This window comes from Pseudomonas sp. DCA-1 (assembly GCF_046523955.1).
GTDB classification, from domain to species: domain Bacteria; phylum Pseudomonadota; class Gammaproteobacteria; order Pseudomonadales; family Pseudomonadaceae; genus Aquipseudomonas; species Aquipseudomonas putida_Y.
The window spans coordinates 3,373,849-3,387,965 of record NZ_CP169881.1 but is presented as its reverse complement, the minus strand read 5'-3'; the positions used below and the strand labels follow the sequence as shown (position 1 = coordinate 3,387,965).

12 protein-coding genes are annotated in these 14,117 nt (G+C 48.7%); 9 read left to right on the top strand and 3 right to left on the bottom strand.

Translation table 11 applies throughout. The features are described from left to right. Positions 1-64: 64 nt before the first annotated feature. Positions 65-610, bottom strand: coding sequence for a helix-turn-helix domain-containing protein (locus ACE4QZ_RS15935; protein WP_410480092.1), 546 nt, complete (start codon positions 608-610; stop codon positions 65-67). A gap of 328 nt (positions 611-938) precedes the next feature. Beyond that, positions 939-1,691: an SDR family NAD(P)-dependent oxidoreductase gene (locus ACE4QZ_RS15930; protein WP_103469473.1), complete on the bottom strand. Its 753-nt coding sequence runs from the start codon at positions 1,689-1,691 to the stop codon at positions 939-941. Between the two features lie 359 nt (positions 1,692-2,050). Between ACE4QZ_RS15930 and ACE4QZ_RS15925 the strand changes: the two genes are divergently transcribed. The 9 genes from ACE4QZ_RS15925 to ACE4QZ_RS15885 all read left to right on the top strand — a co-directional run bounded on the left by ACE4QZ_RS15925 (position 2,051) and on the right by ACE4QZ_RS15885 (position 10,684). Further along, complete coding sequence (locus ACE4QZ_RS15925; RefSeq protein WP_103469111.1) at positions 2,051-3,034, top strand: NAD(P)/FAD-dependent oxidoreductase; 984 nt, start codon at positions 2,051-2,053, stop codon at positions 3,032-3,034. Then, the gene (locus tag ACE4QZ_RS15920) at positions 3,035-3,355 is read left to right on the top strand and encodes a ferredoxin family protein (protein WP_103469110.1); all 321 of its coding nucleotides are present in this window, start codon (positions 3,035-3,037) and stop codon (positions 3,353-3,355) included. 62 nt (positions 3,356-3,417) lie between these two features. Continuing rightward, entirely contained in the window at positions 3,418-4,797 is a 1,380-nt protein-coding gene (locus ACE4QZ_RS15915; protein ID WP_103469109.1) for a glutamine synthetase family protein, read from the top strand. Between the two features lie 62 nt (positions 4,798-4,859). Continuing rightward, positions 4,860-6,020, top strand: coding sequence for a cytochrome P450 (locus ACE4QZ_RS15910; RefSeq protein ID WP_103469108.1), 1,161 nt, complete (start codon positions 4,860-4,862; stop codon positions 6,018-6,020). A 13-nt stretch (positions 6,021-6,033) separates the two neighbouring features. Next, the gene (locus ACE4QZ_RS15905) at positions 6,034-6,228 is read left to right on the top strand and encodes a ferredoxin (RefSeq protein WP_103469107.1); all 195 of its coding nucleotides are present in this window, start codon (positions 6,034-6,036) and stop codon (positions 6,226-6,228) included. Positions 6,229-6,375: 147 nt separating this feature from the next. Then, the gene (locus ACE4QZ_RS15900; protein WP_158664648.1) at positions 6,376-7,113 is read left to right on the top strand and encodes a glutamine amidotransferase-related protein; all 738 of its coding nucleotides are present in this window, start codon (positions 6,376-6,378) and stop codon (positions 7,111-7,113) included. A gap of 69 nt (positions 7,114-7,182) precedes the next feature. Next, entirely contained in the window at positions 7,183-8,634 is a 1,452-nt protein-coding gene (locus tag ACE4QZ_RS15895) for an APC family permease (protein WP_103469105.1), read from the top strand. A 69-nt stretch (positions 8,635-8,703) separates the two neighbouring features. Next, positions 8,704-10,218, top strand: coding sequence for an aldehyde dehydrogenase (locus ACE4QZ_RS15890; RefSeq protein ID WP_103469104.1), 1,515 nt, complete (start codon positions 8,704-8,706; stop codon positions 10,216-10,218). A 10-nt stretch (positions 10,219-10,228) separates the two neighbouring features. After that, positions 10,229-10,684, top strand: a complete 456-nt coding sequence (locus tag ACE4QZ_RS15885) for an Lrp/AsnC family transcriptional regulator (RefSeq protein ID WP_103469103.1) — start codon at positions 10,229-10,231, stop codon at positions 10,682-10,684. A 2,012-nt stretch (positions 10,685-12,696) separates the two neighbouring features. On the opposite strand, the gene ACE4QZ_RS15880 is transcribed toward ACE4QZ_RS15885, so the two are convergent. Further along, positions 12,697-13,932 carry an OprD family outer membrane porin gene (locus ACE4QZ_RS15880; RefSeq protein ID WP_232099755.1) on the bottom strand — a complete coding sequence of 412 codons (1,236 nt, stop codon included), beginning with the start codon at positions 13,930-13,932 and terminating at the stop codon, positions 12,697-12,699. Positions 13,933-14,117: the final 185 nt, after the last annotated feature.

Here is a 14,117-nt window from a genome sequence, read left to right as displayed (position 1 = left end):
AGCGGGGTCAATTTATTGATTCCGCTTTTTTTATTGTCAAGCACAAAACTCTCAGACGTCTGGATTAAACCATGCTATTGATCATTAGCACGTCCACGGTCCCTTCCGGGGCTACGTACGCATGGGGCTGCTCTGAGTCAAACAGAACGCTCTCACCCTCGTTCAAAATAATTGGGTCGTAATACTCGCTCAGCAGTTGGAGTTTACCTCTAATTACGAAAATGAACTCTTGACCTGGATGCTGACGCCAACCACCAACTTCTTCAAAAGATTTGGCGGTGATTGTGACCTTCCAGTAAAGATTGTGATTCTCTTTGAAGTCGGCACAGAGGCTTTCAAGTCGCATGCCTTGAGTGGACTGTACTTCGGCGGAGTTGTTTCGAGTAATAGTACGCCTGCCGGTTGCTTTCGGTTTGCTTGATGATAGAAAATTCGATGCAGGGACTTTGAGAATGTCGGCAATCCGAAGTGCGACGCTTACGGTAAGCTTAGTTTTACCTGTCTCAATTTTGGACATTTGCGAAGCTGAAATACCGAGTTCTCGAGCCAATGAACGAAGGCTCATGCCTCGCAGGTTACGCTGTTCACGGATCTGGTTGACAATAGACACCTTAATGTTCCTACTCAATTATGCCTAGCGAAAATCGCTGAAATGTGAGCTTTATAGCACAGGATTTCCTAAATCTACAAATTATTCCATTTAGGAAACTCGATTGTCGCCCCATGCGTCAAGCATCGAATGCAGCGGGCAAATTGCATCGAAACGGTGCAGGCTAGAGGGGAGGTGTGGATTACTGAACAGTGACCGAGCAGTCATACTCAAATGCTAACGTATTGATAAAAAATAAAATTTTTTAAATTAAAATGTTACAAAAAGACGGGGGCTGCTTCAGCCCCCGCCCAGTCAATCCGCGCCTTGACGGCCGAACAAGTACCTTTTAATACTTGAGCATAAGACCGCCATCGACAATCAAGTCTGTGCCAGTGATGTAAGCCGATGCGTCAGATAGCAAGAACATAGCTGCATTCGCCATGTCGGCGGCTTCACCGACCCTACCCATGGGGACATAGTCAGCTGCGTTCTTGAGCTTCTCAGGTGAATCCCAGCGTGCCTGCATAGGGGTATGGGTGATACCTGGATAAATAGTATTGGAGCGAATCCCTTCAGCGGCTAACTGCATTGCAATTGATTTGGAGATCGCTGGGATACCAGCTTTAGAGGCTGCATATGCGTCTTGAGGAGCGGTGTCGCCACGCAAGCATTGGACAGTGGAGAAGTGCACCATTGAGCCGCCGCCTGATTTCCGCATGTAGGGAACAGTCGCTCGGATCGTATGCACCAGGGTTTTCAAATCGATGTCCATGACCTGATCCCAGACATCCAAATCGATATCAAGCAGTGACACATCCTTACCGAACCACAGTACACCTGCGACGTTGGCCAGGTAATCAATGCGGCCGAATCGATGATAAGCATTTTCAACTGCTTCGTTGACGAAGCGTGGGTCGGTCAAGTCGCCTTTTGCAAACAGGACCTTGTCAAAGCTGGCCAGCTCTTCAGGCATGTCTTTGACGTCAATTGCTAGTACCGAGGCGCCTGCCTCGAGCATTTTTTTTGACAGAGCCAAACCCATACCGCCACCTGCTCCAGTCACAACTGCCACTTTGCCAAAGAAATCGTAGTTAACCATGTCCACTCCCGCTTGATTGTTGTTCTGCATTCACAAGCTCAGATGATCCAGGGATGCCGGAGTTGAGCTATTGGTGTTTCCAGTGTGGAAACATGTTTCTTTTTATAGAACCTGGTGTGTTCTGTCAACACGCGCTTTGCGGAGCAATGGGTCAGTAGAAACGGTCGATACCATGCGCAAATGAGAGGTATTCGCATGGGGATTGCTGTGCTAGAGCTGGCAAAAATACGGCGATGTGGGCTAACTGACTGATTATTGGAGGGAAAAAAAATATGCTACAAAGCCGGCAAAAAAGTCTTGTCGTGAAACATGTTTCCAAATAGGATACACAAAACAACGACAAAAAGGGTGGCCGGATTATGAGCAACTCCAAGGAATTCGATCTAGTGATTGTGGGCGCGGGCCCGATTGGGTTGTATGCCGCCTACTACGCGGGTTTCAGGGGCCTTAAAACGGCCTTGTTCGACGGGTTGCCCCAGGTTGGTGGGCAGGTGGCAACCATGTACCCTGAAAAGCTGATCCATGATGTAGCGGGTTTCCCTGCCATCAAAGGCAGTGATTTCATTTCGAATCTGCTTGAGCAGTCGCGGCGGCAAGAATATGAACTGCATCTCGGTGAACTGGTTGTCGATCTGGTAGCGGAAGGTGATGGCTATGTACTCCAGACCGACCTCGGTGAGACTTACCATACAAAGGCAGTTGTACTTGCCGCCGGACTAGGAAAATGCACGCCGCGCTCTCTACCTGCATTGGAGGGTGTTCACTCTTCAAACGTAATGCATTTCATTTCAGAGCTCTCAGCGTTAGACAACAAACACGTAGTCATCGCGGGCGGTGGTGATAGTGCTGTCGACTGGGCAAATGCGGCGGCAGAAAGAGCTAAGTCAGTCACCGTTATACATCGTCGCGCACGCTTCCGAGCTCACGAGGCGAGTGTCAAGGAGATGTACAAAAAAGGTGTGCGAGTCATCGCCCCAGGCGAGGTTGTCGCTTACCACGAGGAGCAAGGACTCGAGTTCTTGGAAATCACGGGTGCTAACAATGAAAGTAAAGAAATTATTTCTTTTGACAAGTTTATTGTTGCGCTTGGGTTTCATTCGGATCTGGGCCCAATTGCTGAGTGGAAAATCAATATCGATGGTTTCAGGATTCCTGTTAAAGAGGATATGGAAACCAATATGCCACGCATATACGCTGTTGGCGATGTAAGTGAGTATCCAGGCAAGGTTCGGTTGATTGCTGTTGGGTTTGGAGAGGCAGCTATCGCTGTGAACCATGCTGCAGCTGCGATTTCTCCTGAAATGTCGGTTTTACCTGGCCATAGTACAAATGAGGTGAGCTAAATGCCTTATGTAATTACAGATGCTTGTATACAAAGTCGTGATCAAGCTTGCGTCGACGTATGTCCAGTAGATTGCATCTATGAAGCGAACAGCCGGCTATGGATTCAGCCGGACGAATGTACTGAATGCGGGGCTTGCGAGTCCGTATGTCCGGTAGAGGCAATTCACTACGTGGATATGTCGAGTGATAGTTCAGATCTGATTGAAGCTCGACAGTTCTTTGAAGAACCTCTACCTGGTAGAGGGGAAGTGATAGGTAGCCCGAAGGGGTCGCAAAAGATTGGAAAAATCCTGAGTGATCACCCAAGGCATCATGGTTGAGGTAGAAAACTAATAGCTGAGTTGTGCTAGTGCTCAGTCGGAATCTGAACAGGACATGCAAAATGAACAAAGACAACAATAAAGATCTCCTGAAAGTCCGTGAGTTTATTGAACGAAATAACATCGATACGATTCGGGTTGGAGCCGTTGATATTGATGGTGTCTGGCGAGGTAAGCAAGTTGGAGCTGAGTATTTTCTGGAACGAGTCGCCGTTACCGGAACTCAGGCTTCAAACGTATTGTTTGGATGGGATGTAACTGACACGTTGGTTGATGGCCTGTCTTATACAGGGTGGGACTCAGGCTATCCTGATATTTGTTTTATTCCAGACCTCAGTACCCTATCTCTTGTGCCTTGGCAGGCTAGAACTGCTTCAGTGATTTGTGATTTTTATACAACTGCCGGCAAGCCGTTATTTCTCTGCCCGCGGGGCATTTTAAAGCGTTCGATTGCTAAAGCAAAAAACATGGGCTACCAGTGCTTTGCGGCTTATGAGTTTGAGTTTTATCTAATTGAAGGCAGCGCTGATGATATTGCAGATAATAATTGGCAAAATATCGCGCCAGCCCGAAAAAGTGGGCACTGCTATAGTATGCTTCATTACTCGAGTTCTTCCGATGTCATGGGTGAAGTTCGCCAGTTTATGCGCGAAGCGGGCATACAGCTGGAGGCAACAAACAGCGAGCATGGACCAGGACAATACGAAGTCAACATCAAATATGGCGATGCACTCCAAGCAGCCGATGATGCGATTTTCGTGAAAAACGGCATCAAAGAGATTGCAGCTAAGCATGGCTTGGTTGCTACCTTCATGGCAAAGCCAAATGCAGAATGGGCAGGGTCTTCAGGCCATGTACATATGAGCCTGGCAGACGGTAACGGCGAGTCGCTGTTTGCAAACCCAGAAGATCCAGGCCAACTTTCGGCTCTTGGGAAGCATTTCTTGGCAGGCATGGTCAGCCATGCAAGAGAAATGTCCGCCATTTTTCTTCCCACCCTCAATTCTTATAAGCGTACTGCGGGTGCATCTTGGGCGGGCGGAAATGCTTCATGGGGGTTCGATAATCGAACCGTCTCACATCGCGCAATCACTTCTGCAGGTAGTGCAGCACGTGTCGAAAACCGCATTCCAGGAGCTGACACAAATCCGCACCTGGTGGTTGCGGCAATTCTTTTATCGGGTCTGGAAGGCATACAGAAACAGCTAAACCCGAATGAACCGATCCTAGGTAATGCTTATCACGTCAGCGCTGAGAAAGCAGATCCACTTGCGACTTCTCTGGAAGAGGCGGCGCGGCTCTTTAGTCAGAGCGAGACGGCACGTGAGATGTTTACCCCGGAATTTGTTGATCACTATGTACAAATGAAGAAATGGGAGCTCAGGCAGAACGCGGCGTTTATTACTGACTGGGAGCTTAAGCGGTATCTGAGCATTATTTAAGTTAGGAAATATCTGCCGTCGTCGATCTGGGCGGCGGCTAAAGAGTAGCGAGGAATGATGGGATGAGCGACGTAAATAAAATTGCTGAAAATTTTGATTTTCATGGCGAAGCACTAGACAATATTTTTGATACGTACGCAGCGTTGCGTAACGGTTGCCCAGTTGGACGCAGCAAGCACTATGGCGGTTTCTGGTTTTTGACCAAAAGTGACGATATCTTTGCCGCAGAGCAAGATCCTCAGGCATTCTCTGTTGCCCCGTCGATGATGGTCCCTTCCGTATCTGAAGGAATTCAGCTGCCTCCAATCGACATTGATCCGCCAGAACATACAGCCTATCGGCGAATCTTGCTGCCTTTGTTTACTCCACAAGAACTCAAAAAACTAGAGCAACCAATTCGAGATACTGCTCGAAGCTTGGCTGAAGAATTTGCTAAGAAAGGTAGCGGTGCTGACGCCTCGTATCAATATTCTCGACCATTGCCGACTATCATCTTTAGTCGTCTAGCTGGCTATCCAGAAAGTGACTGGCCAAAGTTCGATAAATGGGTCGATGACATTATTTATGAGCGGGTAGAAAAACCTGAAGTTGCTCAGCAAGCATGCAGAGATGTCTTTGCATACTTCGGGGACCTTCTCGATAAATGGGAAGATCCAGGTGAAAATCAGACCCTGATGGACTATCTCTGCAAGGCTAAGTTGGATGGGCGTCCACTGACCCGCGACGAACTTCTTCGCTATTGTTATCTGCTTTTCCTGGCAGGACTCGATACTACGGCATGGTCCATTCGAGCCGGTTTGTGGCACCTCGCAAATAACGTTGAGGATCAGCGCAAACTTCGTGAAAATCCCGAGTTGATCCCCATGGCCTGTGAAGAGTTTCTCCGTACATTGTCTCCAGTTCAAGTGATGGGGCGAACCTGCCTGAAGGACACCGTGATCAGAGGTCAAGAGATCAAGGAAGGTGACCGCGTCATGTTGGTCTTTGGCGCGGGCAATCGTGACGAAGAAATCTTCCCGGATCCAGACAAGATTGATATCGGGCGCCAAGAAAATCGTCATTTGGCTTTTGGCGGTGGTATCCATCGTTGCCTGGGTTCAAACCTGGGCCGTCGTGAGCTCGTTGTAGGGATCGAAGAGTTCCTGCGAGCCGTACCTGAGTTTCGCCCTGCAGACCCTAGTGAAAAATGGCATGGGGTCGGTCCGCTGAAACTCGCTTTTTGATGAGGGGTTAACTATGAAAGTTCAAGTTGATGAAGCTCGCTGCCAAGGTCATGCACGTTGTGTTTATTTTGCTCCGGAAGTATTTGAAATCGATGACGAGGGTTATGCAAAAGTAAAGCCTGGTTTTGAAGATGTCCCGTCAGAGCTACAGGATAGCGTAAAGAAAGCCTGCGCTAACTGTCCCGAATTGGCCATCAAAATTTCCTGACAGTGAGGGGCAGGGTTCGTGGTGATTATCCGAGTTTTGATTTGTGACGGTAATACCAGGGAAGATAGGGCGTCGTTCACTGAGTACACCGGGTGTACCCCAAGCGAGCATATAGCTGGGCTGCTCTTGGCTATGGACAATGACATAGTGATCGAAATCGTATTTCCGGCGGACCCTGATCCTGTGCGAACGCTCCCTTTGCATTTGTACGACGGCATACTCTTCACCGGATCAAATTCACACATTTATGATGGGCAGCCGAGTACTGCCAGGCAGTTGGATTTTGCGCGTAAAGCTTTCGCGTCCGGCGTACCGCTTTTCGGTATTTGTTGGGGGTTACAACTCGCCGCTGCAGCTGCTGGAGGCCGGGTGGGTCCTAACCGGGCAGACTATGGGATATGTGAGACGCCATTCGCTGCTGGTATCCAGCTCACGGATGCCGGAACGAAACACCCAATGCATAAGAGCCGTAACCTGCGATTCGATGAGTTTTCCTTTCATTCCGATGAGGTGATTGAGTTGCCTCAAGGTGCAGTTGTTACGGCTCGAAATGGAAAGTTCATACAAGCTGCTGAAATCAAGTTCGATAAGTCGATATTCTGGGGTGTTCAATACCATCCTGAACTTTTGGGAAGGGACCAAGCTGGATACCTTCGTGAAAGCGCAAAGTCGCTAGTTGCAGATGGGACGTTCGATAGTCTTAAAAATGTTGAGGAAATTGCAGCATTAATTGAAGGCTATAATCATGAATTAGATTCTCCTCGCTTGAATCAGCTTTGCTGCGGAGTTGACATGACACTGTTTGAGTACCGGCCGCTTGAATTAATAAACTGGCTGCAGCACCTTGTGATTCCTCGGGCCGCGAGCGACCGCGCTATTGGGTAAGGATGCCTCAACTCACAATTCCGTAAATGTGTTAAGAATGTTACGTATATCGTTAACGGAGAATAAGAAATGACTTCACCAAATGTTGAGCGCTCTGAAGATCCCGGAAATAAACAGCTGAAAGGGAACTTGGGGCCTATCGGAATCGCAATGATGGTGGTTGCCACTGCAGCACCACTAACGGTAATGGCTGGTATAAGTCCTCTCGTTATTAGTTTTGGTAATGGTATTGCGGCTCCGGTTGATGCCTTAACAGTTGGTTTTGTCATGCTGCTGTTTTCGGTTGGATTCGTTGCGATGTCTAAATACATCGACAATGCAGGAGCTTTTTATGCTTACATTCTGAAAGGAATGGGGCGAGTATTTGGCTTGGGTGCAGCTTCTCTGGCTGTATTTTCATATACACTCGTTTTGATAGCGCTTGAAGCCTATCTGGGGATCGTACTTAGCAATACATTTTCATCGTTGACTGATATGCATGTTCCATGGTGGGTCTTCACTGTAATGGTCATCGGTTTTGTTGGGTTTCTTGGCTATAGGAATGTGGAGCTCAGTGCCAAAGTTCTTGGTGTGGCTTTGGTGTTGGAGATTTTAGTTATTATGTTTGTCGATTTGTCCGTAATTATTAATACGGCACACGGTGGTTTTTCGATCGAGCCATTTTCTGTGTCTGAGGTACTGTCCGGATCACCTGGCCTTGGCTTGCTATTTACAATTTTCGGATTCATTGGGTTTGAGTCAACAGTTGTTTATAGAGAGGAGGCGGTTGATCCAGAGCGCTCTATTCCGAAAGCAACCTATATCGCTGTGGGGTTTATCTCATTGCTCTATTGCGTCTCCTTTTACTGTGTTGTAACGGGTATTGGTCTGGATAAAGTAGTTGATGTGGCGACGCATAATCCTGAAGGCATGTATCTTGATTTGGTGTCCACTTACTTAGGTCATGTCGCAAAGGACGCAGCTCAACTCCTCCTGATTACAAGTCTTTTTGCCGTCGTGATATCAATTCATAACATCGTAGCGCGCTACAAGTACGTGTTGGGCTCTTGTGGTGTTCTTATGGCACAGTTAGCTAGGGTCCATGATGTGCATTGCTCTCCATATGTTGCCTCGGCTGTTCAAACTATCGTGTCAATTATTCTGATTGCAGCGGCAGTTTTACTCGGTCTTGACCCAGCAACCGAAGTCTATGCTACTGGCGCCGCAGCTGGCACGCTCGGTTATATGATGATCGTTGTGTTGGCTTGCTTGTCGGTAATTCTGTATTTCGCACGGCACCAGGGCTTGGGAAGCGCTTGGAAAACAAAATTTGCGCCAGGTCTCGCATTTGTGGCGCTTAGCGGCTTTCTTTATATAGCCCTGATGAACTTGTCAGCCCTCACAGGTTCGGAAGGGAGCTTGGTAAACACACTGATTATTGTAGCCCTGGCAGTTGCGTTTCTTATAGGAAGTCTTGGTGGGATAGTTATGAAAATAAAGGCACCGAAACGGTTTGATGCGATTTTGGATGCTATGCGTTGACTTGTGCCTGCGCCACCGTTAGCCACGGCTTCGGTGGCGTATCCAGCTCCTCTCCATTAAGGGAAAACCATGGACGCACTTGCTAGGCATCCGATTTATGCACAGTATTGGCATGATAAGGCGCGACAGCAGCCGTATGAAGGTCGTTGTTTCATAAATGGTAGGTTTGTTGAAGCCCTTGACGGAGGGGTTTTCGATTGTTACTCACCTATTGATGGGCGGTTTTTGGCCCGTATCGCGTCAGGGAAATCTGCGGACGTAGATCTTGCAGTTGCAAGCGCTAGAACTGCATTTGAAGACAGGCGATGGGCCGGAATGCCTCTCATCATGCGTAAACAGATTTTAAACAAACTGGCGAATCTGGTGCTTGCCCGCAAAGACGAGCTAGCCCTTTTAGAAACCATGGATATGGGAAAACCAATTTCTTCTTCATGGAACGTTGATATCCCCGCCGTCGCGCAGTGCTTCCAATGGTACGCAGAAGCCATAGACAAACTCTACGAGGACATCGCACCTACCTCAGATGGACACTTGGGAATGATTACGAGGGAGCCTCTAGGCGTTGTCGGGGCCATTGTGCCCTGGAATTACCCTTTACTTACGGCTGCTTGGAAAGTCGCTCCAGCATTAGCAATGGGAAATTCGGTAATCCTTAAGCCTGCTGAACAGTCACCACTGACAGCCATTCGATTGGCTCAATTAGCGATTGAAGCCGGGGTTCCTAAAGGGGTCTTGAATGTGGTGCCGGGGTTAGGGCGTACTGCGGGAAAAGCTCTAGCCTTGCATAATGATGTTGACGGAATACTCTTTACAGGATCTACGGCAACTGGCCGTTTGTTGATGGAGTATTCCGCCAGAAGTAATCTTAAGAAAGTTAGCTTGGAGTTGGGTGGAAAGAGTCCATCAATTATTCTTTCGTCGTACTCGGATATCGAGAAGGCGGCTTCAATAGTTGCAGAAAGGATGTTCAGCAATCAGGTGCAAACTTGCATCGCACCCTCAAGATTGATCGTGGAGCGTTCTGTACATTCGCGAGTTGTTGATGCAGTGATGAAGGTTGCCGAAATGATGCAGCCAGCGGACCCGCTGTCACCTGCCACTCGTGTAGGAGCAGTGGTTGATGCTCGCCACGCTGATCGAGTGATGGGTTACATAGAACGGGCTGTTACAAGTGGTGCTCAACTTATCACAGGGGGGCAGCGTGCATTTGTGGAAACTGGCGGATCTTATATTGTGCCAACGATTTTTGACAATGTATCGAACGACATGGAGATAGTTAGGGAGGAAGTTTTTGGGCCTGTCTTATCAATAATAACTGTAGACAGTGCCACTGAAGCGGTCGCTGTCGCCAATGATACGTCCTATGGTCTCGGGGCAGGAGTTTGGTGTGATAAGCTTTCTGAAGCTCATCAGATTGCAAAAAAATTGCGGGCTGGAGTTGTATATGTTAACTGCTACAATACATGCGATTTAACGACGCCTTTTGGCGGTATAAAACAGTCAGGGCATGGTCGAGATAAATCTATGCGTGCTTTTGATGAGTGCACTTCAGTTAAGACGACTCTAATGGATATTAAAAATTGAGCAGCTGTCAATGAGTAATTCACCTGCTGCTGTCGACTCCATTGATCGGCTAATCATAAAGGCTCTGTCTGTTGATAGTAATGTTAAGCTCAAAGCGCTTTCCAAAATTGTTGGGTTATCATCACATGCGTGTAAGAATAGAGTAAGTAGGCTTTTGACTAATGGTGTGGTTAGGAGGTTTTCACTGGATGTTTCTATTGCGGCACTGGGGTTCGGTGTTGAAGCCATCTTACGAATCCGTCCAGAAGCAGGTGAGAGGGAAAATGTTTATAATATGCTAGTGCAGATGAAGAATGTTACGCATTTTGATACAGTTGGCGGTGACTATCCGTTCCATTGTCGTGCGTGCGCAGCCAGCTTGGAAGAGTTGGATAATAGACTTGATAGTATTAAAAAATATGCCTACGTAAATGTTGATGTGGTGATTACTTCGCCATTCAGTTCGCGTATCCAAGGGCTTTTATAGTGGTGATTAGTTGCGTAGGCTGGGAATTGTTCTTGGCTCAGTCGCATTCATAGTCGATTTATTTAGACAGCCCTCGTTTGCTACGATGTGGTTCCGATGCTTTTCGATTTTTCTTAATTTGTAAGATCGGTATGGGAATTGATACCGCCAAGAGATATAAATCGAGTCGATTGCGACTGCGGTCGTAATGGCGCTACCAAGAGTTCTCCTCCATCGTAGACAGGTCAGGACTGCTTCATTGAGATCGTGTCGAGTCTTTTCAAACAGGCGATCGAGATCTCGGTCTCCATCTCGTGTTTCAAATAGTTTGCGGAGTTGTTCTGCGTCGTTCAGTTTCCTGGGAGCCCAGCCACCGTACGAACTGTGATTCCGCACATTGAGTTGTCTCAAACTTGGTGCTGCCTTACAGCTATCGACCGATTACTAGGCGATGCCTGACCATGAGCGACAATCTTCCAGAATACATAGTATGCCTATTTTCTGAACTGTCTCCCTTATTTATGCAATCAAAGGTTGGCTGTTTCTGGTGATAATGGCTATTGCTTCACCGGTAAGGGCAATCATGCTTTGTGTAGTTGCAATGGAGGGTATATGGCTTTTAGGGCTGTTGCCCTTCGATATATGGCAAGCCACTGGCCCGCTCTATCCAACGCTTTGGAGAAATCCCAGCCCATCGTTTCAAAGCATTAGTAAAGCTCGAACTCTCTGTATAGCCAAGAATCTCGACGTGTCTTGAGATACTCATTGGGGTTTTCTATGTAGTAACAAGCGAGCTTTTTGCGTACTGAGTCGAATAGGCTGGAGAAGGTATGCCCTTCATCTTTGAGTTGACGGGTCAATGTCCAGATCTTGAGCCCTAAGCGGTTCGTCACCTGCTCGATGCGTGGCACTTCAGTATGGATGAACTCTACGATTTCGAATCGGACTCATACGTCCACGGTAAAGAGCACCGAGTTGGATAGTCGCAACACACTGAAGCTTTGTTCAGCGATGAGAAGGACCTGGGGATCCGAAGCGTTCAAAATCAAGGCGTTGGAGTTCTGTTAAAATCGAACTTCGGTATGAAAAGCTTTCTGATAATCGTGCCCGCACTCTGGTCGGCCATGGTGAAGTGCACATCTAGCGGTGACCAGTGCTCGCCTAAAGCCCTTCGCATGATATTGAACACGTTGCCCAAAGTCATTCGCAGATCGCTGCCACCTTATCGAGAGCGGTACACACATACGCTAACGGCTGGTTTCGGTTGAATGCAACACCTAAGCGACTAAGCCGAGCCTCGGCGATGATCGAGTTGTCCATCGGCGGGGCATCGATCATGGTCAACCTCAGATCCAGCAGCTATGCCCACGTTATCCGGGGTGAGACGCATCGTTGCGTTTTGGCTCGCTACCGCACCGATGGAAGTACGTGCCAGCACCGAGGCAGCATAAGTTCGGCTGATTGCTGCGTTTGTGTGTTCAAATCGCACAGCGTTTCTCCGCTCACTACGTTCTGAGCGAGCCGAATGAAAGTCCTGAGGCGTGAAGGAATGGGTGTTCGGCTTGCGACCCTGCGCGTAAACCAAGGTAAGTTCCATTGACCAGGCATTGGGCATTTGCCGCTACAGAAGCAGAACTGAAGGCGGTTAAACCACCTGTCACGCCAGTTGAGTCTTACCAGCAGCCCGCGTGTGTCTCAATCGCCGCAGCTTCCCCGCACGGTAGCTCGCAACTAACCGAGAATCGCCTAATGCGCTCGCGATAGCCAAGTCCAGCGCATCGGCGAAGACATCTTTGAGAAGCTGAACTAGAAGCTGCATATGGTAACCATCGAGCAACACGAGCGTGGCGATTGGGCCTGCCGTCATTGCGAAACGCTGATCGAGGCACCACTGCGGGCTCGAGTGTTTTAGGTGAGCGCCACGGCAAGTCATGGCCGAACGCTTACGACTCATTAGCCTAAATCATATGCAGCCTTAGAAAAGCAGGTTTGGCCTGGCTTTTTGATGCGGCCCGGCCAAACCTGTAGGGAGGTTAGAAAATCTTGATGGGGATCGTGGTTACTAGGCGGAATTCGTCGTAGCTGCCATCAATCTGTCCCGGGGAGCCACGGTGGTTGTAAACAATCGTCTTGAAATTCCATGCCTGCAATGGCCCTGATTGCACCACGTAAGATAAGAGTAAGCCGTTCTCATCATGGGTGGCGCCGTCAAGGCCTCTGACGTTGTAACCTGTGGCATGTCCATTTCGATCGCCATTGTAATGCGTTCCGTCGATGTCCCAACCCTTAGCATGCCAGAGGGTCAGAGCCAGGCCAGGTACGCCAAACACGGCGAAATCTAAGTCGTATCGAAGCTGCCAAGATTTTTCGTTGGGGCCGTTGTAATCCGAAAACAGGGCGTTAGCGAGGTAGTTGCTGGTCGACTCGAACACGTAATCGAAATATTCGTCGCCCATCACCTGCTGCCAAGCGAGCGTCAGGCTATGGCCAGCATGGCTTCCTGTGACGGCCAAGCTATATGCGTCATTCTTTATGTACCCGAGCCGCATCTCGCCTTGGTCTTGGGTGTGGTAGTAGCTGAAGGCAGTCTTGAGGGAATAACCTTCGTTGGAGACGAGCTTGTGGGTGATGCCGAGATAACCTTGATCCCACATATTCTCAAACCTGGAGCCAAATAAGCTGACGTCAAGGTTCGGGTAAACTCGGGCTGTTGCTCCAAGGTAATTCAGGCGATCACCCTTGATCGCCCTGTTGCCATAATATGAGGCAAGGTCTTCGGATCTGCTGCCCGTACGCAGAATCGCTTTATCGAAGCTGCCTGCCTGTATCTTCAACCAATCCCATTCGTTACTCGAAATAGCAGTGCCTTGAAAGCTGGATGGAAGGGCGCGGTTGTCTTTTGGGCGTAGCATGGGATTGTCGACCATCATCCGGCCCACTTTGATCTCCGTTTTCGAGGCTTTGAATTTTACGTCCGCAACAGCTAGGCGGCTCCACGTCGGAATCGCATCGCCGTCGCTATCCACGAGAACTCGGTCGGCACCGTTAGCAATCGCGCCATGACCCCGCTCGAGGGTTACTGCACTGAACATGCTGGCATCCAAACCAAATCCTATCTTCCCAAGTGTATATCCAGAAGAATAATTCAGCATCGCTGCCTGGACCCAGGTCGTTCGATCACGGGTGGTCTCGGCACCCCACGGTTTCTTTACACTAAGCAGCGTGGTACCCGATGTACGTTGAACTGCGTAAAAATTACGAAGGTTCAACGAGAGTCTTGACCCTTCCAAGAAACCCTCACTGTCAGCACTCGGTGCAGCGAGTGCAACTTGAACAAATGGTGCGCACAGTGAAAATATTGTGAGTAGAGAATATCGAGATGGCATGTTTCAAGCCCTATATCCTGCTTTTTATGATGTTGGGCGAACGTAGGCTAGCTGGTCGTGTAAGATGG

What these genes read in the sequence shown, in the direction of transcription:
- ACE4QZ_RS15930 (WP_103469473.1), bottom strand. Translation starts at nt 1,691, where the DNA reads ATGGTTAACTACGATTTCTTTGGCAAAGTGGCAGTTGTGACTGGAGCA.
- ACE4QZ_RS15925 (WP_103469111.1), top strand. Translation starts at nt 2,051, where the DNA reads ATGAGCAACTCCAAGGAATTCGATCTAGTGATTGTGGGCGCGGGCCCG.
- ACE4QZ_RS15920 (WP_103469110.1), top strand. Translation starts at nt 3,035, where the DNA reads ATGCCTTATGTAATTACAGATGCTTGTATACAAAGTCGTGATCAAGCT.
- ACE4QZ_RS15915 (WP_103469109.1), top strand. Translation starts at nt 3,418, where the DNA reads ATGAACAAAGACAACAATAAAGATCTCCTGAAAGTCCGTGAGTTTATT.
- ACE4QZ_RS15910 (WP_103469108.1), top strand. Translation starts at nt 4,860, where the DNA reads ATGAGCGACGTAAATAAAATTGCTGAAAATTTTGATTTTCATGGCGAA.
- ACE4QZ_RS15905 (WP_103469107.1), top strand. Translation starts at nt 6,034, where the DNA reads ATGAAAGTTCAAGTTGATGAAGCTCGCTGCCAAGGTCATGCACGTTGT.
- ACE4QZ_RS15895 (WP_103469105.1), top strand. Translation starts at nt 7,183, where the DNA reads ATGACTTCACCAAATGTTGAGCGCTCTGAAGATCCCGGAAATAAACAG.
- ACE4QZ_RS15890 (WP_103469104.1), top strand. Translation starts at nt 8,704, where the DNA reads ATGGACGCACTTGCTAGGCATCCGATTTATGCACAGTATTGGCATGAT.
- ACE4QZ_RS15885 (WP_103469103.1), top strand. Translation starts at nt 10,229, where the DNA reads ATGAGTAATTCACCTGCTGCTGTCGACTCCATTGATCGGCTAATCATA.